Origin of the sequence: Roseovarius tibetensis, assembly GCF_050896375.1 — a bacterium.
Lineage (GTDB): Bacteria > Pseudomonadota > Alphaproteobacteria > Rhodobacterales > Rhodobacteraceae > Roseovarius > Roseovarius tibetensis.
On sequence record NZ_JBPBBB010000035.1, the window covers coordinates 1 to 20179 of the forward strand.

The 20179-nt window shown below is 66.4% G+C and carries 18 protein-coding genes and 1 tRNA gene; 10 read left to right on the top strand and 9 right to left on the bottom strand.

Annotation, left to right across the window (positions count from 1 at the left end; genetic code table 11):
- Positions 1 to 311: 311 nt before the first annotated feature.
- The 3 genes from ACROSR_RS16250 to ACROSR_RS16260 are packed head-to-tail and all read right to left on the bottom strand — an operon-like array spanning position 312 to position 2874.
- Positions 312 to 1511: a TIGR03862 family flavoprotein gene (locus ACROSR_RS16250; RefSeq protein ID WP_432686913.1), complete on the bottom strand. Its 1200-nt coding sequence runs from the start codon at positions 1509 to 1511 to the stop codon at positions 312 to 314.
- Positions 1508 to 2128, bottom strand: a complete 621-nt coding sequence (locus ACROSR_RS16255; RefSeq protein WP_432686915.1) for an enoyl-CoA hydratase/isomerase family protein — start codon at positions 2126 to 2128, stop codon at positions 1508 to 1510. Before ACROSR_RS16255 ends, ACROSR_RS16250 begins: the two co-directional genes overlap by 4 nt.
- Positions 2125 to 2874, bottom strand: coding sequence for an SDR family oxidoreductase (locus tag ACROSR_RS16260; protein WP_432686917.1), 750 nt, complete (start codon positions 2872 to 2874; stop codon positions 2125 to 2127). Before ACROSR_RS16260 ends, ACROSR_RS16255 begins: the two co-directional genes overlap by 4 nt.
- Before the next feature lie 137 nt (positions 2875 to 3011).
- Between ACROSR_RS16260 and ACROSR_RS16265 the strand changes: the two genes are divergently transcribed.
- The 4 genes from ACROSR_RS16265 (at position 3012) to ACROSR_RS16280 (ending at position 7748) form a co-directional block, all read left to right on the top strand.
- The gene (locus ACROSR_RS16265) at positions 3012 to 4532 is read left to right on the top strand and encodes a DUF2125 domain-containing protein (protein ID WP_432686919.1); all 1521 of its coding nucleotides are present in this window, start codon (positions 3012 to 3014) and stop codon (positions 4530 to 4532) included.
- Positions 4533 to 4647: 115 nt separating this feature from the next.
- On the top strand, positions 4648 to 5994 hold the full coding sequence (locus ACROSR_RS16270) for a TldD/PmbA family protein (protein WP_432686921.1): 1347 nt from the start codon (positions 4648 to 4650) through the stop codon (positions 5992 to 5994).
- Positions 5981 to 6760, top strand: a complete 780-nt coding sequence (locus tag ACROSR_RS16275; protein ID WP_432686923.1) for an inositol monophosphatase family protein — start codon at positions 5981 to 5983, stop codon at positions 6758 to 6760. Before ACROSR_RS16270 ends, ACROSR_RS16275 begins: the two co-directional genes overlap by 14 nt.
- A 67-nt stretch (positions 6761 to 6827) precedes the next feature.
- Positions 6828 to 7748 carry a DMT family transporter gene (locus ACROSR_RS16280; protein ID WP_432686925.1) on the top strand — a complete coding sequence of 307 codons (921 nt, stop codon included), beginning with the start codon at positions 6828 to 6830 and terminating at the stop codon, positions 7746 to 7748.
- Here ACROSR_RS16280 and ACROSR_RS16285 read toward each other — a convergent pair.
- Positions 7687 to 8505, bottom strand: a complete 819-nt coding sequence (locus ACROSR_RS16285; protein WP_432686927.1) for a glycosyltransferase — start codon at positions 8503 to 8505, stop codon at positions 7687 to 7689. The genes ACROSR_RS16280 and ACROSR_RS16285 overlap by 62 nt on opposite strands.
- A 180-nt stretch (positions 8506 to 8685) precedes the next feature.
- Here ACROSR_RS16285 and ACROSR_RS16290 point away from each other — a divergent pair, with 180 nt between their 5' ends.
- The 4 genes from ACROSR_RS16290 to ACROSR_RS16305 all read left to right on the top strand — a co-directional run bounded on the left by ACROSR_RS16290 (position 8686) and on the right by ACROSR_RS16305 (position 14540).
- Positions 8686 to 9924, top strand: a complete 1239-nt coding sequence (locus ACROSR_RS16290; protein ID WP_432686928.1) for an aspartate kinase — start codon at positions 8686 to 8688, stop codon at positions 9922 to 9924.
- Positions 9925 to 9991: 67 nt separating this feature from the next.
- Positions 9992 to 12235 (top strand): phosphoenolpyruvate--protein phosphotransferase, encoded by a 2244-nt coding sequence (gene ptsP / locus ACROSR_RS16295; protein WP_432686930.1) that lies wholly within the window; start codon positions 9992 to 9994, stop codon positions 12233 to 12235.
- 108 nt (positions 12236 to 12343) lie between these two features.
- A complete protein-coding gene (locus tag ACROSR_RS16300; protein ID WP_432686932.1) occupies positions 12344 to 13327 on the top strand; it encodes a glutathione S-transferase family protein in 984 nt (327 codons plus the stop codon).
- 196 nt (positions 13328 to 13523) lie between these two features.
- Positions 13524 to 14540, top strand: coding sequence for a ribose-phosphate pyrophosphokinase (locus tag ACROSR_RS16305; protein WP_432686934.1), 1017 nt, complete (start codon positions 13524 to 13526; stop codon positions 14538 to 14540).
- 35 nt (positions 14541 to 14575) lie between these two features.
- On the opposite strand, the gene ACROSR_RS16310 is transcribed toward ACROSR_RS16305, so the two are convergent.
- Positions 14576 to 14929: an H-type lectin domain-containing protein gene (locus ACROSR_RS16310; protein WP_432686936.1), complete on the bottom strand. Its 354-nt coding sequence runs from the start codon at positions 14927 to 14929 to the stop codon at positions 14576 to 14578.
- Between the two features lie 169 nt (positions 14930 to 15098).
- Between ACROSR_RS16310 and ACROSR_RS16315 the strand changes: the two genes are divergently transcribed.
- Together ACROSR_RS16315 and ACROSR_RS16320 are read left to right on the top strand one after the other, a co-directional pair.
- Positions 15099 to 16805: a chloride channel protein gene (locus tag ACROSR_RS16315; protein WP_432686938.1), complete on the top strand. Its 1707-nt coding sequence runs from the start codon at positions 15099 to 15101 to the stop codon at positions 16803 to 16805.
- A complete protein-coding gene (locus ACROSR_RS16320) occupies positions 16792 to 17850 on the top strand; it encodes an extracellular solute-binding protein (RefSeq protein ID WP_432686940.1) in 1059 nt (352 codons plus the stop codon). Before ACROSR_RS16315 ends, ACROSR_RS16320 begins: the two co-directional genes overlap by 14 nt.
- 30 nt (positions 17851 to 17880) lie before the next feature.
- Here ACROSR_RS16320 and ACROSR_RS16325 read toward each other — a convergent pair.
- The 4 genes from ACROSR_RS16325 to ACROSR_RS16340 all read right to left on the bottom strand — a co-directional run bounded on the left by ACROSR_RS16325 (position 17881) and on the right by ACROSR_RS16340 (position 20175).
- A tRNA-Gly gene (locus tag ACROSR_RS16325) sits at positions 17881 to 17955 on the bottom strand.
- Between the two features lie 76 nt (positions 17956 to 18031).
- A complete protein-coding gene (locus ACROSR_RS16330) occupies positions 18032 to 18610 on the bottom strand; it encodes a TIGR04282 family arsenosugar biosynthesis glycosyltransferase (RefSeq protein ID WP_432686942.1) in 579 nt (192 codons plus the stop codon).
- Positions 18610 to 19761, bottom strand: a complete 1152-nt coding sequence (gene dapE, locus ACROSR_RS16335) for a succinyl-diaminopimelate desuccinylase (protein ID WP_432686944.1) — start codon at positions 19759 to 19761, stop codon at positions 18610 to 18612. The genes ACROSR_RS16330 and dapE overlap by 1 nt, the downstream gene beginning before the upstream one ends.
- 84 nt (positions 19762 to 19845) lie before the next feature.
- Positions 19846 to 20175, bottom strand: a complete 330-nt coding sequence (locus ACROSR_RS16340) for a DUF8846 family protein (RefSeq protein ID WP_432686946.1) — start codon at positions 20173 to 20175, stop codon at positions 19846 to 19848.
- Positions 20176 to 20179: the final 4 nt, after the last annotated feature.

A 20179-nucleotide genomic window follows, 5' to 3' on the forward strand; every position in this document is an offset into this window, starting at 1 on the left:
GCCTGAAAGAAGACCGCACTCGATCACACGCCAATAATGTCAGAAGGTTCTTGCATCACGGGCGGCAACCAAAGAAGGTCTCTGGTCTTTGGTGCGAGTAGTGTGGCGCGCGGTATCCGGCGCTGGCGACTGAGGTTACATCCGGCGGTGCCCCGCTCCGATCTTTCTCGGATTTGGGGGAAATAAAGCGCCGCATAATGACCGTTCATCGCCAGTCCGCGGCCCGCCGACCGCGCGGCACGGCCCAAGCCACCAAAACTGCGTACACAACCCGCGTACGAAACGTACAGCCCGTACACCGTGGGTGTTGGTCAGGGCGGCGGCGGGGTGTCTTGCGTCAGGGCGTAGCGGGCCGCACTCCGCCCGGCCCAGAAACCCGTTGCAAAACAGGCGGTTAGCAGGTAGCCGCCCGTCGGCGCCTCCCAGTCCAGCATCTCGCCGGCCGCGAACACCCCCGGACGGTCCCGCAACATCAGCCCCGCATCCAGCGCCTCGAATCGCAGCCCACCCCCCGTCGAGATCGCCTCATCCATCGGGCGCGGGCCGGTCAGGGGGATGGGTAAGCACTTGATGACGCTCGGCAAATCCGTCGCCTCGCGTCCGAACTCCATGACCAGCGCGCGCTTGACCGGGTCCAGCCGCAACGCCTTGCGCAGCTTGTTCGGCAGGCTGTCGCCTCGTTTCGCCCGCGCCAATCGCTCCGCGATCCGGTCGCGATCCATATGCGGCGACAGGTCAACGGTTAAAGCGGCGCCCTCTCGCAACGCCGCGCTGACCTCGTAGATCCCGCCGCCTTCCAAGCCGTTGGAAGATATGATGAATTCTCCGCGTGACCGCAGGTTTCCAGCCTGCAATTCCACGTCCTTGACCGCCTGACCGAAGTGCCGCGCCATATGCACGGACCAGTGCACGTCGAACCCCAGATTGGCCGGTTTGAACGGCGCAACCGCCTCTGGCGCGACATGCGCCGTCCAGGCCCCGTCCGACCCCAGCCGCGCCCAGCTTGCCCCGCCGCAGGCCAGCACGGTGACGTCCGACGCGACGGTGTGCGGCCCTTTGGGCGTGTCGAAAACCGCACCCTCATGCCAGTCGGTCCAGCGCCAGCGGGTCTGGATCGTGACGCCCAAGCCCCTCAATTCGTTCAGGACGTTGCGCAGAAGGGGCGAGGCTTTCATGGCCTTGGGAAAGACGCGCCCGGTCGATCCGGTGAACACCTCCTGTCCGTGCTCGCGCGCCCAGTTTTGCACCGCGTCCGGCCCGAACGCCTCGAGCATCGGGCGCAGAGCGTCGGCGCGTGTGCCGTAGGCGCACAGGACATCCTCGAACGGCTCGACCTTGGTCAGGTTCAATCCGGATTTTCCGGCCATCAGGAACTTGCGGCCCACCGACGGTTTCGCTTCGGCCACCGTGACCCGCAGCCCCGCCCGCACCAATTCCCGCGCCGCCATGAGCCCCGCAGGCCCGGCCCCGATGACAAGCGCGCCGGGGGGGATGTGGCTGGAGGCGGTCAAGGTTTCGGGGAATGACACATGGTCTTGAGTGCGCGGGCATGCTCGGGCGTTGCGGCGAGGCAGTCCGCCGCGAGGTCGCGGGCCGTGGGCACGACCATATCCGGGGGCACGACGCGGTCGAATAGGCCCCAGTCATATGCCTCTGCGGTGGTGGCCTTGGCACCCGCCATCAGGATCATCTTGGCCCGCGCCGGCCCGACAAGCGCCGCGAGCCGCCCCGGATCGCTGGGTTGCGGCAGGAACCCGAGCTTCATCACCGGGTAGAACGCCTTGGCCCCCTCGGCGGCGATGCGCAGATCGCAGGCCAGCACCATCCCCATGGCACCGCCCGCCACCGTGCCGTTGAGCGCGGCGATGCTCAGCCCCGGCAGGGCGGCAATGGCGCCCGACAGACGCTCCCATGCCGGGCTTTTGGCGAGGCCTGCGCGCGCGGCCTCGAGGTCGGCCCCGGCGGAGAAGACCTTGCCCGCGCCGGTCAGGATGAGCGCGCGCGCCTGCACCGCGGCCTCGGCGATCTCGGCCAGTTCGGTCAGCATGCCTTCGGTCAGCGCGTTGGCCTTGTCGGGCCGATCGAGCGTGACAAGCCAGAGCCCGTCCTCTTGCGTCAGCGAGATCACGACAGCCCCACGCGGTGGCGGACAGCCTCGTCACGCAGCGAGATTTCGTGCCCGATATATTCGTCCGCGTCCGTGCCGCACATCCAGACGAGCGTTTTCGCGGGCCAGTCGGGCGGGATGTGATCGGACCAGTCGAGGGCGCTGACCGGGTTGACGCCGCTTTGCTTGATCTCGCGCTGCATGTCCGTCGCGACGGTGCCCGGCGACAGGCCCATCACGCGGATACCTGCCGGCCGCGCCTCGTGATCGGCGCAGCGGGTCAGCATCGCCGCGCCGGCCTTGGAGCTGCAATACGCGCTCCAGCCTTCCAGTGCATTATGCGCGGCGCCGGAACTGACCGTCAGGATGGTCCCCGATCCGCGCGCGATCATGCCGGGCAGGGCGGCGCGCATGCCGTTGAAGACGCCCTTGAGATTGATGTCGATGGCATGGCCCCAGATGTCCGGCTCGACCTCGCTCAGCGGGGCGATCGGCTCTATCACGCCGGCATTGTTGATCAGCACGTCAAGCTGGCCGAAGGCGGTGTGACAGGCCGCGACCGCCGCTTCCATCTCCCAGTAGCGACTGACATCGCAGGGGATGGCGACCGCGCTGCGGCCGATCTCGCCGGCCAGATCCGCGATCGCGTCACCATTGCGGGCGACCAGCGCGACATTCGCGCCCGCCTCGGCGAATTTCCGCGCCGCGGCGGCGCCGATGCCCTTGCTCGCGCCCGTGATCAGAACGCATTTTCCTTGCAGTGTCATGGCTTGCCCCCCGTGCCGTGTAATCCCAGGATCTGCATAGCCGTGCCGCGCCCCGAGTTCCAGTCACATCGTCTCTTGACCCCGTTCCTGCGAGCGCCGACATTGATACTACCATTCATGTCTAAAAGGTGTCTCGCATGTCGTATGTCCGTCTTGTGGCCGTCACGTCGCTTGCCGTCGGGTTCACCGGGTCGGCCGCCTTGGCCGATCTGACCGCGGATCAGGTCTGGCAGGGCTGGACGGGCTACCTGGACGATGTCGGGTACACGGTCACCAGCGACACAAGCCGGTCTGGCGACACCCTGACCATTCGGAGCCTGGTCCTGGAGATGGTGCCATCCGACGCCGATGGCAGCCTGTCCATGCGGCTTGGAGAGGTGCGATTGGTCGAGAACGGCGATGGCAGCGTTTCCGTGGTGCTGCCCGACACCCTGCCGATCGCCATCGCGGCAACCGATGACGAGGCGCAGCAGGTGACGGCGTCCGTGGAGATCGCGCAGGACAACCTCGACGTGAACGTGTCGGGCACGCCGGAAGACATGGCGTACAGGTTCAGCGCCGATGCGCTGGTGCTGGCGTTGACCGCGTTGCAGGCCGGCGACGAAACACCCGACATCCGCGCCGCCCGGATCCGCCTCGAGGACATGACCGGCAACAGCCGGAGCGTGCCGCAAGACACATCCCACGCGATGCGGCAAGAGTTGCGCGCGGGACCCGTAACCTACGAGGTGGATGTCACGGAGCCTGAAGATGGCGGCACGATGGCCTTGAGCGGCACGATGGCGCAGATAGCATTCACCAGCGATGCGACCGTCCCGGACAGCTTTGCGTCCGATGACATCGCCGGCGCCCTGCGCGACGGGTTCCGGTTCGACAGCCGGATCGAGTACGAGACCGGCACATCCACCTATCGCATCGCCGAGGGCGACAACGTGATCGAGGGCACGCGAAGCTCTGCGCGCGGTCGCCTTGGCACGTCGATGGGGCCTGACGGGCTGCGGTATGGCGGCGCCGGCGAGGATGTGACCGTGGTGCTCGACGCCAGCGACATTCCGTTTCCCGTCGATCTGAGCATGGCGCGCATGGCGCTTGATGTCACCATGCCGGTGGTCGAAAGCGAGGTGATGCAGGATTACGGTGTGGACCTTGAACTGGCAGAGTTCACGATGTCCGATCAGATCTGGTCGATGATTGATCCCGGTGCGCGCCTGCCGCGTGATCCCGCCACGCTGCGGGTCGATCTGAGCGGGACGGGCCGGTTGTCGTTTGACCTGCTCGATCCCGAAGAGGTGGAACGCCTCGAGAACCGCGATACCGCCCCCGGCGAGGTGGAGAGCCTGACCCTCAACGAACTGACACTGGACGTTGCGGGGGCCAGCCTCAGCGGGGCGGGGGCATTTACCTTCGATGCGACCGATCTGGAGAGTTTCGGCGGGGCGCCCGCGCCCGAGGGCACGCTTGACCTGCGCCTTGTGGGGGGCAATGCCCTGCTGGACAGGCTGATTGACATGGGCCTCGTGCCGCAGCAGCAGGCGGATGGCGTGCGCATGATGATGGGCCTTTTCGCCCGTCCCGGTGACGCGGAGGATGAGTTGCTTTCGACGATAGAGGTCACCGATGACGGGCGGGTCCTCGCCAACGGGCAGCGCCTAAAATAACGCATCAAGGCGTGACGTGCCGGACCGCGCATGCGGAATGCGCGGTCTTTTTGTGCTGCGGCCTTGCACCGTCATGTGGGCCGGTCTACCTCCGACAGGCAACACGGAGATGCCCATGTCCCAATCGCTTGACGATCTTTCCCATGCGCTGATCGATGCCGCGCTAAAGGCCGGGGCGCAAACGGCGGACGCCATCGCGATCCGGGGTGAATCGGTTATCGTCGACATGCGGGGCGGGACACTCGAACAGGCCGAACGCGCAGAGGGCACCGATATCGGCCTGCGCGTGTTGATCGGCGGACGACAGGCCAATGTCTCGGCCTCGGACACGCGCCCCGAGACGATCGCGGCTTTGGCGACCCGCGCGGTGGCGATGGCGCGCGAGGCGCCCGAAGATCCTTGTGCCGGTCTTGCCGCACCGGATCAGATCGCGCGGGACTGGGATCTTGCGGCGCTCGAATTGTGCGACCCGGCCCCCGAACCCTCGCCCGACAGCCTGATGCGCCTGGCACGGGACGCCGAGGCGGCGGCGCTGGCGGTCGACGGGATCAGCCAGGTGCAATCCGCGTCGGCCTCTTATTCGCGAAACACCGCACATATCGCCGCGACCAACGGCTTTTCGGGTGGCTATACGCGCACCGAGACGGGGCTTGGCTGCGTGGCGATCGCCGGGACCGGCACGGGGATGGAGCGCGATTACGACGCGGATTCGCGCGTCTTCGCGGCCGATCTGCGCGACGCACTCGAAATCGGCCGCATCGCCGGCGACCGCACCGCCGCGCGGCTGAACGCGCGCCGCCCGCGGACCGGCACCTATCCCGTACTGTTCGACGAACGCATCGCGGCCTCGCTGATCGGGCATCTGCTGGTGGCGGCCAGTGGCGCGTCGGTGGCGCGGGGCTCGTCGTGGCTGATGCACCGGCTGGGCGAGGTGGTGCTGCCCGAGGACCTGTCGCTGATAGAAGATCCGCACCGCCCGCGCGCGACCGGATCGCGCCCCTTCGACGCCGAAGGGCTGCCGACGGCCCCGCGCAGCATCGTCGAGGACGGCGTGCTGCAAGGCTGGACGCTTGATCTGGCTACCGCGCGCAAACTTGGGATGCGCTCGACCGCGAATGCCGCGCGCGGCACCTCCGCCCCGCCATCGCCCGCGACATGGAACGTGGCCCTGACGCAAGGCACGCGCAGCCGCAACGACCTGATCCGCGAGATGGGGACCGGCCTGCTGGTGACCTCGATGATCGGGGCGACGATCAACCCGAACACCGGGGATTATTCGCGCGGCGCGTCGGGCTTCTGGATCGAGAACGGCGAGATCGCCTATCCTGTCAACGAGTGCACCATCGCCGGCAGTCTGCCCGACATGCTGCGCAGCATCATCCCCGCAAATGACGGGCGCCCGCATCTCAGCCGCGTGGTGCCGTCGCTTCTGGTCGAGGGGCTGACGCTTGCCGGCGAGTGACCTGCCCCTGCTGATCGAGGCTGCCGAGGAGGCGGGGCGCATCGCCACCCGCTATATCGGCGCGCCGATCGAGATTCGCGACAAACCCGACGGTGCCGGGCCGGTCACAGAGGCCGATCTGGCGGTCGATGCGGCGCTGGCCCAAATGCTGCGCGGTGCGCGGCCTGACTATGGCTGGCTGTCGGAAGAGACCGAGGATGGCGCCGCCCGCCTCGGGCTCGAGCGCGTGTTCATCGTCGATCCCATCGACGGCACGCGGGCCTTCATCGACGGGGGCGACATCTGGGCGCATTCGCTGGCCGTGGCCGAGCAGGGGGTCGTTACCGCCGCGGTCATCTACCTTCCCATGCTGGACAAGCTTTATGCTGCGGCGATCGGGCAGGGTGCGACGCTCAACGAGGTGCCGATCCGGGTGACGGACCGGGCCGAGCCGCGGGGCGCGTCGCTGCTGGCGTCGCGTCCGGCGCTTGCTCCCGAAAGGTGGCGCGACGGGCGTGCGCCGTTGGTGACGCGCGATTTCCGCCCCTCGCTGGCCTACCGGCTCGCCCTGGTGGCCGAGGGGCGCTTTGACGCGATGCTGACCCTGCGCGCGTCCTGGGAATGGGATATCGCCGCCGGTGACCTGATCCTGCGGGAAGCCGGAGCGATGACATCCGACCGCCGGGCGGGACGGCTGGTGTTCAACAATCCCGATCCGCGTCTCGACGGGGTGCTTGCGGCCAATCCGGCCCTGCACGGGGCGTTGCACGCCGAGCTTGCGGACTGATCGCCCCTTGCACCTGCTCGTAATCCGCGTCTAATGCGGGCAAATATGATCAAAAAGCAGGCAGGCCATGCCCCGTTCCGACAATCTGACCGGCGCGCTTCTGATGATGGGGTCGATGGCGGCCTTCACCTTCAACGACGCGATGATCAAGGGGCTGTCGGGGCATGTGCCGCTGTTCCAGGCGATGTTCCTGCGCGGCGTGCTGACCACCGTGCTGGTCGCGGTGATCGCGTGGCGCATGGGCGCGCTTGCCCGGCGCCTGCCGCGCGCGGACTGGGGGCCGGTCTTCTGGCGCATGGTGGGCGAGGTCGGCTCGGCCTATTTCTTCATCTCGGCGTTGTTCAACATGCCGCTCGCCAATATCAGCGCGATCATGCAGGCGCTGCCGCTGACGATCACGCTGGCCGCCGCCCTGTTCTTCCGCGAGCCGGTGGGATGGAAGCGCATGGCGGCCATCCTCGCGGGCTTCATCGGGGTGATGCTGATCGTGCGGCCGGGCACCGAAGGGTTCAACGTCTATTCGGTCTATGGCCTTGCGGCGGTGGCCTTTGTGACGCTGCGCGATCTCTCGACGCGGCGGTTGTCGCGCGACGTGCCGTCGATGTTGGTGACGCTGCTCACGTCGTTTGCGATCATGATATTCTTTGGTCTTGCCAGCCTTACCGATGACTGGGCCCCGCTGGACGGACGCGCCATTGGCCTTGTCACCGGCGCGGCGGTGATGGTGATCGGCGGCTACCTGTGCTCGATCATGGTGATGCGGGTGGGCGAGATCAGCTTCATCGCGCCCTTCCGCTATACCAGCCTTATCTGGGCGCTGATCCTTGGCTGGTTGGTGTTCGGGGACTGGCCGCAGACGGTCACGCTTGTCGGCGCCGCGATCGTCGTGGCCTCGGGTCTCTTCACGCTCTACCGCGAGGCGCGGGTCAGCCGGCGGGCGCGCGAGGCGCAGAGAAGACAGCTTTCACTCGGTCCTCGTCCACGTTGAACTGAGTCCGGAAAAACCCGCGATCCGCCTCGCCAAGGGGCTGAAAGCCGCGGGTCTTGTATGTCGCGCCCGAGTCGTTGTCGGCGTGAACGGCGCGCAGATACATCTTCGGCCCCGGATTCGAGATCATAGGCATATCGTGGTGCAGCTTGTGATGGCCGTAATTCATCACCGTGCGCGGATCGCCCGGCCGAAAGAGAACCGCAAGCCCGCAGGCCCAGAACGGTGTCTGCACCTCTTCGGCGAGAATCCCGTCCGCGGAAAGCTGCACTGCGTAGCCACGATTGTATTCGAACGCCACGTTGCGCCATTTGCGGCGCATGCTGCGGGTGGTCTTCTCGAACCAGCGCAGGCTGCGGACAAAGCCGACCGACACCGCGTCGTCGTCGTCCAGCCGGAACTGGATGGACTCGGTCTCGTCCTCGCCCAGCTCCTGCTTGATGGCGCGTTGCATGGCGGTGCGGTGGCGCATGGGGGGCTGTGTGACGATGCGGATCTGCGGCACCGGGGCGGTCAGATCGTGCAGCCGTGTGCGATACTGCGCTGGCAGGCTTTCGCCCACAACGATGACAAAGGTGAAATCCGCGTGTTGTTGTGCCGCGATCGAGGGCAGCGTCAGGCACTCGAAATGCCGAAAACGCAATTCCATCCGCTCGGGCGCATAAAGATAGGCCTCGCGCGCCGCCAGGCTGTCATGCATCCGCTTGAACCCGCCTTCCGCAGGGTAGGAAAAGCGGCAAATTCCGATAACGCGCATTGTCTTTTCCGCTTTTGATCCGCGCGGTACAGGCGGGGGCGATTGCGCCGTACGGTGCTTGATCGGGGGGCAGACCGCAACCCCGCGCTTGCGATCGCGCGGCTTGCGCGCCTTTGCGCCCCTTGCGTGCCGCAGCACGCACGCGTACACCCCGAGGGCCAAAGGTTCAGGACATCCCCCATGCCCGTTCTCGTGATGAAATTCGGCGGCACGTCGGTCGCCAATATCGACCGAATCCGCCGCGTGGCGAAACGTGTCGGGGTTGAGGTGGCCAAGGGGTATGACGTGATCGTCATCGTCTCGGCCATGTCGGGCACGACCAACGAGCTTGTGGGCTGGGTTGGCGAGATTTCGCCACTTTACGACGGTCGCGAATATGATGCCGTCGTCAGCACGGGCGAGAACGTGACGGCCGGCCTGATGGCGCTGACCTTGCAGGAAATGGATATTCCCGCGCGAAGCTGGCAGGGCTGGCAGGTGCCGCTGAGGACCAATTCCTCGCATTCCGCCGCGCGCATCGAGGAGATCCCGCCCGACAACATCGCGGCCAAGTTCGACGAAGGCATGCGCGTGGCCGTGGTCGCGGGGTTTCAGGGGATCAGTCCCGAGGGCCGGATCACCACGCTGGGGCGCGGCGGGTCCGACACCACCGCGGTGGCCTTTGCCGCCGCCTTCGGGGCCGAGCGCTGTGATATCTATACGGATGTCGACGGGGTCTACACCACAGATCCCCGGATCAGTGCCAAGGCGCGCAAGCTTGACCGGATCGCGTTCGAGGAGATGCTGGAGCTGGCCTCGCTCGGGGCCAAGGTGCTGCAGACCCGGTCGGTAGAGCTGGCGATGCGCTACAATGTGAAGCTGCGCGTGCTGTCCAGCTTCGAGGAACCATCGGACGAGGCCGGCACGCTTGTCTGCGCCGAGGAGGAAATCATGGAATCGAACGTCGTCAACGGTATCGCCTATTCGCGGGACGAGGCGAAAATGACCCTGATCTCGGTTGCCGACCGCCCCGGCATCGCCGCCGCCATCTTCGGCCCGCTGTCGGACGCGGGGGTGAACGTGGACATGATCGTGCAGAACATCTCTGACGAGGGGCGCACCGACATGACCTTTTCGTGCCCCACCGAACAGGTGGCGCGCGCGCAAAAGGCGCTGTCGCAGGCAAAGGATGCGGGCGACATCAACTACCGTGACCTTGTCGCGGACACTGATGTGGCCAAGGTCTCTGCTGTCGGGATCGGCATGCGCAGCCAGTCCGGTGTCGCCGCGCGCATGTTCAAGACGCTGTCCGATGAAGGTGTGAACATCAAGGTCATTGCAACCTCCGAGATCAAGATTTCCGTGCTGATCGACCGGAAATACATGGAACTTGCGGTGCAAGCCCTGCATGATGCCTTCGAGCTGGACAAATCGGCCTGAGCTCGCGCGTGGCCCTGTCGCGCGATGGCCGGGCCAGCCCTGAAACGGCCCCGGGAGATCGCCACGGATGACCGGCACCTTCAAGACCGACAGCCGCCAGATGCTGGGTCGCCTGCGCGCGATCATGGCAGAGGATGCCGGAGGCCAGACACGCCTCGACCAGATCACCCGGCTGATCGCCGAGGAGATGCATTGCGAGGTCTGTTCGATCTACCTGTTCCGCGACGAGGATACGCTGGAACTGTGCGCGACCGAGGGGCTCAAGACCGAGGCCGTGCACCAGACACGGATGCGCCTCGGCGAGGGGTTGGTGGGACGTGTCGCGCGTACCGGGGCGGTGATCAACACCGACAACGCCCCCGCCGCGCCCGGCTTTCGCTTCATGGCGGAAACGGGCGAAGAGGCGTATTCGTCCTTTCTCGGGGTGCTGGTCCAGCGGCTTGGGGAAAAGCTGGGCGTGCTCGTGGTGCAGTCCAAACAGGCCCGGCTCTTTTCCGACGAAGAGGTTTACGCGGTCGAGGTCGTGGCCATGGTTCTGGCGGAAATGGCCGAGCTTGGCGCGTTTGTCGGCGAGGGCGCGGCGATGTCCGCGCTGCACAGCCAGCCCGTGATGTTTCGCGGCGGCTGCGGACAGGAAGGCCACGCGCAGGGGCATGTCTGGCTGCACGAGCCGCGCGTGGTGGTCACCAATCCGATCGCCGAGGATCCCGCGCAGGAACTCGAACGTTTGCACGACGCGGTCGAGACCTTGCGCGTCGGTGTGGACCGGATGCTCAATGCGGCGGTGGCCGGGGAAAAGGACCATCTCGACGTGCTCGAGACCTACCGCATGTTCGCCAACTCCAAGGGCTGGATGCGCCGGATGGAGGCCAATATCGACAGCGGGCTTTCGGCCGAGGCCGCGGTCGAGAAAGAGCAGTCGGCGGCGCGTGCCCGCATGGGCCAGGTCGGGGATGCGTATCTGCGCGAGCGGCTGCACGATCTCGACGACCTCAGCAATCGTCTGTTGCGCATCCTGACCGGGCAGGGGCAGGAAACCGGCGCCGAGATGCCGCCCGACCCGATCCTCGTGGCCCGCAATATCGGCCCTGCGGAGCTGCTGGATTACGGGCGCAGCCTCCGGGGGATCGTGCTGGAAGAGGGCGCGGTTGGCAGCCACGCGGCCATTGTCGCCCGCGCGCTCGCCATTCCGCTGGTGATCCATGCGGGCCGTGTCACGACCGAGGCGCTCAACGGTGATCTGATGCTTGTCGACGGCGATCAGGGCATCGCCCATCTGCGCCCCAGCGAGACAGTGGTCACCGCGTTTCGCGACAAGATGGCGATGCAGGCGCAGGCGCAGGAACGCTACGCCTCGATCCGCGACCTGCCTGCCGTGACGCGCTGCGGCGCGCGCATCAAGCTCAAGATGAATGCCGGCCTGATGGCCGATCTGCCCAGCCTGGAAAGCTCGGGCGCAGAGGGCGTGGGCCTCTTCCGGACAGAGTTGCAGTTCCTGATCCGCAACTACATGCCCAAACGGGCCGAGCTGTCGGAGCTTTACGCGCGGGTGATGGACGCCGCCAAGGGGCAGCGCGTGGTGTTCCGCACCCTCGATATCGGCTCGGACAAGGTGCTGCCCTACATGAAGCCCACCGACGAGCCCAACCCCGCCATGGGCTGGCGCGCGGTGCGCGTGGGGCTCGACAAGCCGGGGGTCATGCGCATGCAGTTGCAGGCGCTGATCCGCGCCGCGAAGGGACGTCCGTTGACCGTGATGTTCCCGTTCGTCGCCCAGCACGACGAATTCACCGCCGCCCGTGCCGAAATGGACAAGGCCCTGGCGCGCGAGCGTATTCTGGGGCACCCGATCCCCGAGCGGATCGAGGTGGGCGCGATGCTCGAGACCCCTGCGCTTGCCTTCGCATCGGACGATTTCTACGCGCAGGTGGATTTCATCTCGGTGGGGGGCAACGATCTCAAGCAATTCTTCTTTGCCGCCGACCGCGAGAACGAGCGCGTGCGCCGCCGGTACGACACGCTGAATGTCAGCTACCTCAATTTCCTCGAGGGGATCGTCTATCGCTGTGCCACGCTGGACACGCCCCTCAGCTTCTGCGGCGAGGATGCCGGCCGGCCGATCGAGGCGGCGTGCCTTGCCGCGATCGGCTTTCGTGCGCTGTCAATGCGCCCGGCGTCCATCGGGCCGGTCAAGAGCCTTTTGCGGGGGGTCGATCTGGGGGAATTGCGCGCCATCATCCATGCCGAGCGCGCCAGCGGATTGCAAAGCGTCCGCGCCGCCGCGACCGAGTATCTGCGCACCCACCTATAGTACGAACGCCCCGGCTGTGCGCGGCCGCACGGTCTCTGCGCGGTGCGGGGGATTACCGCGGCCGCGATCGCCGCCTAGATCGCTGGTAGCAACACAGAGGATCAAGGCATGGGACGATTGGTAAACGGCGTCTGGGAAGACAAGTGGTACGATACCGAGTCGACAGGCGGCGCATTCGTGCGCGACACGTCGCGGTTTCGCAATTGGATCACCCCTGACGGCAGCGCCGGCCCCTCGGGGGACGGCGGTTTCAAGGCCGAGACGGGGCGCTATCACCTTTATGTCGCGTACGCCTGTCCTTGGGCGCACCGGGCGTTGATCTTTCGCGCGCTCAAAGGCCTGACCGATCACATCGGCGTATCGGTCGTGCATCCCGACATGCTGTCCGAGGGATGGGAGTTTCGCACAGATTACCCCGGCACCACGGGCGACCGTCTGTACGGGCTGCCCTTTGCGCGCGACATCTATCTCAAGGCAGACCCCGAAATATCGGGCCGCGTGACCGTCCCGATCCTGTGGGACCGGACGCGCGAGACCATCGTGTCGAACGAATCCTCCGAAATCATCCGTATGCTGAACTCGGCCTTTGACGGGGTGACCGGGAATACCGATGACTATTGGCCCGCCGACCTGCGCGACGCGATCGAGCCGGTGAATGCGCGCATCTACGACACCGTCAATAACGGCGTCTACAAATCCGGTTTCGCGACCTCGCAAGAGGCCTATGACGCAGCCGTCTATCCGCTGTTCGACAGTCTCGACTGGCTGGAGGGGCGTCTTTCCGAACACCGCTATCTGATGGGGGACCGCCTGACCGAGGCCGACTGGCGGCTTTTCACGACGCTCATCCGGTTCGATCTGGTCTACCACCTGCATTTCAAGTGCAATCGCAACCGGATCGTGGATTTCCCGAACCTGTGGGGCTACCTGCGCGAGCTTTATCAATGGCCGGGCGTCAAAGAGACGGTGAATTTCGACCATATCGTGCGCCATTACCATTACAGCCACGACACGGTGAACCCGCATCGCATCATCCCGATCAATCCCCGGCCGGATTTTGACGCGCCGCACGGGCGGGGCGGTGACGCATGAAACGGGCTGCCATCCCGCGTGCGAACGTGTGGATGGCCGCCCGACCGGCATGACGCGGCGATTATGGGCACCATGACGCGATCTGTATGATCTTGTTGCACGGTCTGGTTGCATCGCTTTGCGCCGCGCGGGGGGCGTGCTAAGCGGCCCCCAGTATCACGAATCTGTCACATGTCATGACACCGGAGACCAGACCATGTCAGCCAAAGCGCAACCCAAACTGATCTCCGGCAATGCAAATTTGCCGCTTGCCACGGCTATTGCCAGCCGCATGTCCCAGCATCAGGGGGTGGATGTCGGGCTGTGTGATGCCCGGATAGAACGTTTCAACGATCAGGAGATCTTCGTCGAGGTGTACGAGAACGTGCGCGGCGAGGACATGTTCATCATCCAGCCCACCTCGAACCCGGCAAATGACAATCTCATGGAGCTTTTGATCATGGCCGACGCGCTGCGTCGTTCGTCGGCCAAGCGCATCACGGCCGTGATCCCCTATTTCGGGTATGCCCGTCAGGACCGACGGTCAAAGGCGCGCACGCCCATCTCGGCCAAGCTTGTGGCCAACATGATCGTCGGCGCCGGGATAGAACGGGTCCTGACCATGGATCTGCACGCCGCCCAGATACAGGGCTTCTTCGACATTCCGGTGGACAACCTCTATGCGTCGCCGATCTTCGCGCTCGACATCAAGACGCAGTTCAAGGGCGTGGTGCAGGACGTGATGATCGTGTCGCCCGATGTGGGCGGCGTGGCACGTGCGCGCGAGCTGGCCAAACGGATCAACGCGCCGCTCGCCATTGTCGACAAGCGCCGCGAGATCCCCGGCGAGGTGGCCGAGATGACGGTGATCGGCGACGTGTCCGACAAGATCTGCATCATCGTCGATGACATGTGCGACACCGCCGGGACCATGTGCAAGGCCGCCGAGGTGCTGCTCGATTGCGGCGCACGCGAGGTGCATGCCTACACGACCCACGGCGTCATGTCCGGCCCGGCCGTGGAACGGGTGACCAACTCGGTGCTGAAATCCATGGTGATAACCGACACAATCGAACCCACAGAGGCCGTCAGGAACACGCCGAATATCCGCATCCTTCCAACCGCGCCGGTCTTCGCGCAAGCGATCCTCAACATCTGGAGCGGCACGTCCGTGTCGTCGCTATTCGAAACCCCGTCGCTGGAGCCTGTCTACGAGGGCCAGTTCGGCGGCTAGGGCCACGTCCGACCGACGGCCCCGGATGCGGACGCTCAGTCGATGTCGCGCCAGTCATCCTCGTGGAACGCTGCGCCGATGGCCATCCACCGCACGCGCACCCGTGCCACCCGCGTGTCAGACCACGTGCGGAACACGATTTCAAAGCGGTCGCGCCTGACATGCTCGGTGGTGATTTCCGCCCGTGCGTTCGGGGTGCTGTCCATGTCCCACAGGGACAAGGCCACATGGATCACCGGAACCTCCTTGAACGCGGTGGCAAAGCTGACCGACTTGCGCCGCTGGCGCGGGCCCTTGCCGGTCCACATCTCGCCATCATCCGCGTAATCGGTGAAAATCACCTCATCGCCCTGATCGATCCCGATCGCCTGATTTAGCAATATCTGCATGAGCGTGCCCTGACTGACCGGAGTATTCGTCACATGGGATCAAGTTTCAATTGAAAACCCGATGACGCCTCGGATCGATTTTCAAGGCATCGCCTGCGGCGCGGGTACCGTGCGTGCTTTCTTCTGGTGACGCCTTGTGTCGTGATCCCGGAATGCCGATCATGGCCGCATGAGCGCACCTTCGAACATCAAGAGCGCGCGCCCGGCCACGCGCATCCTGATCCTGACGCTGACCGCGCTCGGGGTCGGCGCGTCGGCCTCGTTTGCGGCGATTGCCTTTGTCGAACTGGTCTCGGGGCTCAACTCGGTGCTGCTGGTCGCCCCCCGCGCGCGGGTGCAATGGGAAGGGGTGCCATGGCTGGTCACGCTTGCCACGCTGCTGGTGCCGACGATTGGCGGTCTGGCCGTGGGCCTGATCCACCGGCACCTGTCGCCTGAACGCAGGCCGCTCGGGCCACCCGACGTGATCCGTGCGGTGCAGTTCCACCAGCCCCTGCCCGATACACGCAGCGGCATCATGTCCACGCTGACGGCGATCCTGTCGCTCGGCACGGGCGCGTCGGTCGGCCAGTACGGGCCGATGGTCTATCTCGGCGCGCTTTTCGGCGGTGCCGTGCGCCGGCTGCGCGCGGGTGTGCCGAATCTCGACGGGATCGCCATCAGTTGCGGCGTGGCGGCGGCCATCGCCACTGCCTTCAACGCGCCGATCGCGGGGGTGGTTTTTGCCCACGAGGTCGTGCTGCGCCATTACGCGACGCAGGCTTTCGCGCCGGTCACGGTCGCCTCGGCCACCGGATACGTGATCGCCAACGTGATCTTCGAGCGTCCGGCGCTGTTCCTCGTCGATTTCGCGGGTGTCGCGCATGGCTACGAGTTCGCGCTTTTTGCGCTGTTGGGGCTGCTGGTGGCGCTTGCCGCGATCGGGTTCATGCGGCTGGTGCTGGCCTGCGGGCCGTGGATCGCGGGGGCGGTCGCCTATCCCGCCCTGCGCCCCGCCGCGGCGGGGCTGGCCGTCGGGCTGACGGCGTTGGCGCTGCCGGACGTGCTGGGTATCGGAACCGAGACGCTGCGCTTTGCCACCATCGAAGGCGCCTTCGGGCAGGGCGAACTGGTCGTGCTGATCCTCGCCAAGGTCACGCTGACAGCGCTGTGCATCGGCGCGGGGTTCTCGGGCGGGGTGTTCAGCCCCGCGCTTCTGATCGGCAGCCTGATTGGTGCGTTCTTCTGGATGGGGATGTCGGGGCAGGGCGGCATCCCGACCTCGGGCGTCGCGGTCTACGCGATCGGCGCTATGATGGCGTTTGCCAGTGCCGTGATCGGTGCGCCGCTGACCTGTATCCTGATCGTGTTCGAACTGACCCGGAACTACGACATCACCATCGCCGCGATGGTCGCGGTGGTGTTTTCCAACCTCGTCTCGCATCGCCTGTTCGGGCGGTCGCTTTTCGATATCCAGCTTGCCCGGCGCGGCATGGATTTTTCCCAGGGGCGCGATCATGCACATCTCGCGGCACTGCCCGTCCGCGATCTGCTAAGCGACGAGGCCGAGACGATGACCCCCGATGACACGCCGGCGGCGGTGGATGCGCGCCTGCGCGCGCGCGGCTGGCGGCAGGCCTTTGTCCTCGATGCCGCGGGGCGGCTCAATGGTGTCTACAGCCCGGCAGAGGGGCAGGGGCCCGCAACGCTGATCTTTCATGACGATACCAGTTTGGCGGGCGCGATGGAGCGGATGCGCGGCTTTGTCGGCGATGCCGTGCCGGTGGTGACCCGAGCCGACGGGCGCTATCTCGGCGCCGTGTCCGAGGCCGATATCGTCAGCGCATGGCTCGACCATGCGGCGCGCATCCGGGAGGAAGAGAATGCCGCGCTTTAGCCTCGCCTGTTCCTGCCTGCTGCTGGCCCTGCCGGTCGCGGCAGAGGATGTGACCGTTGCCACATGGGGCGGTGCCTACGAGGCGGCGCAGCAAAGCGCGGTATTTGCCCCGTTTACCCACGCCACCGGGCAGGCCGTGGCCCCGGTGCAATATGACGGATCCGTCGCGGCGCTGCGCGACCGCGCGGGGCCCGAAGGCTGGGACCTCATCGACATGCTGGCCGATCAGGCGCGCGTCGCCTGCGCCGAAGGGCTGTTGCAGCCAGTTGATGCGCGCGATCTGCTGGGCGACGCGGCGCTGCCGGATTTTGCCCCGTACCGCCCCACGCGCTGCGCCATCCCGCAAAACGTCTATGCCCGCGTGATGGCCTATGACGAACGTGCCTTTCCGGGCGTCAAGCCCACGCGGATCGAGGATTTCTTCGACACCGCCCGTTTTCCCGGCAAGCGCGCGCTGCAGCGCGGCCCCGACGGCATTCTCGAATGGGCGCTGCTGGCCGAGGGCGTGCCGCCCGAGCAGGTTTACGGCCTGCTCAGCACGGATCGCGGGCTTCGCCTGGCGTTTCGCAAGCTCGACACGATCCGCGACGAGATCCTCTGGTGGGACGATCCGGCCGAGGCCGCGCAGATGCTGGCCGAGGGGCGCGCGGTGCTGGCCTCGGGGTTCAACGGGCGGTTTTTTGATCTGGCGGCGCGGGGCGTGGCGCCCGTGGATATCGTCTGGGACGGCCGGATCATCGGCACCGAGGTCTGGGCGATCCCGGCCGCGACGCAACGGCCCGGTGCGGCGCGCGCGCTGCTGGAATTCGCGCTGCGCCCGGCCACGATGGCGCGATTTTCCGAATTGATCCCGTACGGCCCCGCGCGGACCTCCGCGTTCGAGCGGATCGGCCTCAACCCCGATACCGGCGCGCCGATGCGCGTGCACCTGCCGAACGCGCCGCAACATGGCGGGCGCGCACTGGTCCGCGACGCGGCGTGGTATGCCAACACGCGCGACCTGCGCCAGCGACGATTTCAGGCATGGATTGAGAAAGAGGATTGAGTGGTCCGGGGCGCGTGGCCGACTTGGATCTGGAGCGGGTGATGAGATTCGAACTCACGACATTCTGCTTGGGAAGCAGACGCTCTACCCCTGAGCTACACCCGCGCTGCAGCGATGATTAACTCGCGACCGAAAGACGTGCAAGCCTTTGTTGCGGTGATCCGTGCCGGAGGCCAGCCCGTCACCGCGCGCGCAAATCGGCGGCGGTATCGACATCGTGCAGCGTGTCGATCAGCCCCACGCGCAGGTCGCCAAGGCTGTGGATCGTGTCACTCAGCGCCGTCGGACTGGACCAGTGCACGCCGCTGAAGAGGGTCGCGGGCACGCCGCGCGAACGCTTCAGCCCCACCAGCCAGTAGCCCCCGTCTTGCGCCGGCCCGAAGACCGCGTCATGCCGCCCCAGCACTCTGAACGCGCGCGCGACATGATGCCGACGGATATCGGGGATATCGCCGCCGATGATGCAGACCGGCCCCGGCGGCGCGCCACGCACCAGCCGTCCCATCCGGTGGCCCAGATCACCGCGACCTTGCGGGAGGCGCGGCAGATGCGCGGGCCAGACGCGGCTGGACAGCCCGGCGCGATCGGGGCTGACGGCAAGGCAAAGCGTCCAGCGCGGGTCATCGACCTCGCGCAGCAGGCGCGCGGTCTGATGGCGAAACCACCATGCGGCGGGCACCATGCCGATCTCGCGCCCCAGCCGTGTCTTGACGCGGCCGGGGCGCGGTTCCTTGACCATCACGATCAGCGTGCGGCGCATCAGGCGAAATAGTCACGCAGGATGCGGGTGTAGATGCCCTTGAGCTGGTGGATATGCGCCACCTCGACCCGCTCGTCGACCTGGTGCATGGTCTGGCCGACAAGGCCGCATTCGATCACCGGGCAGTGATCCTTGACAAAGCGTGCATCCGATGTTCCGCCGCTGGTCGACAGCTGGGGCGCCACCCCCGTCTCGGCCTCGACGGCGCGCGCCACCAGATCCGACAGCGGACCGGGGGCGGTCAGGAAGCTTTCGCCGGCGACCTTGACCTGCATCTCGGGCGTCACGCCGAACTCGGCCGCCACGCGGTCCAGCTCGGCCTGCATCCACGCGATCAGGCTTTGGCTGTCATGCGCATCGTTGAAGCGGATGTTGACGGTGGCGCGACACGCGGCCGGGATCACGTTGCTGGCCGGGTTGCCGGTGTCGATGGTCACCACGGCCAGCGTTGAAGGGTCGAAATGTTCTGTACCCTCGTCGAGGCTGTGCGAGGCCAGCCTGTCCATCAGCCGCGCCATCGCGGGCAGCGGGTTGCACGCGCGGTGCGGATAGGCGGAATGGCCCTGCACGCCGGTCACCGTGATCCATGCCGAAAGCGATCCGCGCCGCCCGATCTTGATCATGTCGCCCATGCGCTCGGGGCAGGTCGGCTCGCCCACCAGACAGGCGGTCATGCGTTCGCCCTTGGCCTCCATCCAGTCGAGCAGTGCGCGCGTGCCATCGACCGCGTCGCCCTCCTCGTCGCCGGTGATGGCAAGGATCACCGCGCCGTCGGGCGGGGTGTCCGTGACGAAATCCACCGCGGCGGCGGCAAAGGCGGCAACACCCGATTTCATGTCCGTCGCGCCGCGCCCCCAAAGCTGTCCGTGGCGTTCCTCGGCACCGAAGGGGGACACGGACCACGCGGCCGCATCGCCCACCGGCACCACATCGGTGTGGCCGTTGAAGCCGAAGCTGCGCGCGGCACCCTTGGGGCCCCAACGGGCGAAGAGGTTGGCAACGCCGCCGCGATCCACGCGGGTGCATTCGAACCCCGCACCGGTCAGAACTGTGTCGAGCAGTCGCAGCGCACCGCCCTCCTCGGGCGTGACCGAGGGGCAGCGGATGAGATCGGCAGTCAGCCGGACGGGATCGCAGGGCGATTGGGGCATGAACATGTCCTGTTTGTCAGATGCCATGCCGGGGTAGCGCGGATCGCTGCCCGGCGCAATTCCGGCGCGCCGTGCCGTCCGATCTCAATCGTAGAACGGCGTCATCTGCGCGACGATCACCGCGTTGTCGTCGAGCGCGCGCTGCATCAGCTCGCGCTCGTCCGCGCCGATCTCGTGCCCCTCGGCCTCGCGATCCTCCAGCGTGCCGTAGCCCGAGACATCCAGCGGCGCGGTCTCGGCCTGTTTCAGCACCGCCACCGCCTCGCGTACCGCCTCGGCCTCGTCCACGCCCGAGGCATAGACCATAAGCGCCGCGCCGGTGGCGGTTTTCGGCAAGCCGTCACCGGCCTTGCGGCCGATCTCGACCACGAGGGTATAGACCTGCTGGCGGCGTGCACTGTTGGGTTTCGCCATGGGT

Coding starts and splice junctions, on each gene's coding strand:
- ACROSR_RS16330 (WP_432686942.1), bottom strand. CDS start 18,610: ATGCGCCGCACGCTGATCGTGATGGTCAAGGAACCGCGCCCCGGCCGC.
- ACROSR_RS16270 (WP_432686921.1), top strand. CDS start 4,648: ATGTCCCAATCGCTTGACGATCTTTCCCATGCGCTGATCGATGCCGCG.
- ACROSR_RS16280 (WP_432686925.1), top strand. CDS start 6,828: ATGCCCCGTTCCGACAATCTGACCGGCGCGCTTCTGATGATGGGGTCG.
- ACROSR_RS16285 (WP_432686927.1), bottom strand. CDS start 8,505: ATGCGCGTTATCGGAATTTGCCGCTTTTCCTACCCTGCGGAAGGCGGG.
- ACROSR_RS16310 (WP_432686936.1), bottom strand. CDS start 14,929: ATGCAGATATTGCTAAATCAGGCGATCGGGATCGATCAGGGCGATGAG.
- dapE (WP_432686944.1), bottom strand. CDS start 19,761: ATGCCCCAATCGCCCTGCGATCCCGTCCGGCTGACTGCCGATCTCATC.
- ACROSR_RS16260 (WP_432686917.1), bottom strand. CDS start 2,874: ATGACACTGCAAGGAAAATGCGTTCTGATCACGGGCGCGAGCAAGGGC.
- ACROSR_RS16300 (WP_432686932.1), top strand. CDS start 12,344: ATGGGACGATTGGTAAACGGCGTCTGGGAAGACAAGTGGTACGATACC.
- ACROSR_RS16320 (WP_432686940.1), top strand. CDS start 16,792: ATGCCGCGCTTTAGCCTCGCCTGTTCCTGCCTGCTGCTGGCCCTGCCG.
- ACROSR_RS16290 (WP_432686928.1), top strand. CDS start 8,686: ATGCCCGTTCTCGTGATGAAATTCGGCGGCACGTCGGTCGCCAATATC.
- ptsP (WP_432686930.1), top strand. CDS start 9,992: ATGACCGGCACCTTCAAGACCGACAGCCGCCAGATGCTGGGTCGCCTG.
- ACROSR_RS16340 (WP_432686946.1), bottom strand. CDS start 20,175: ATGGCGAAACCCAACAGTGCACGCCGCCAGCAGGTCTATACCCTCGTG.
- ACROSR_RS16305 (WP_432686934.1), top strand. CDS start 13,524: ATGTCAGCCAAAGCGCAACCCAAACTGATCTCCGGCAATGCAAATTTG.
- ACROSR_RS16315 (WP_432686938.1), top strand. CDS start 15,099: ATGAGCGCACCTTCGAACATCAAGAGCGCGCGCCCGGCCACGCGCATC.
- ACROSR_RS16265 (WP_432686919.1), top strand. CDS start 3,012: ATGTCGTATGTCCGTCTTGTGGCCGTCACGTCGCTTGCCGTCGGGTTC.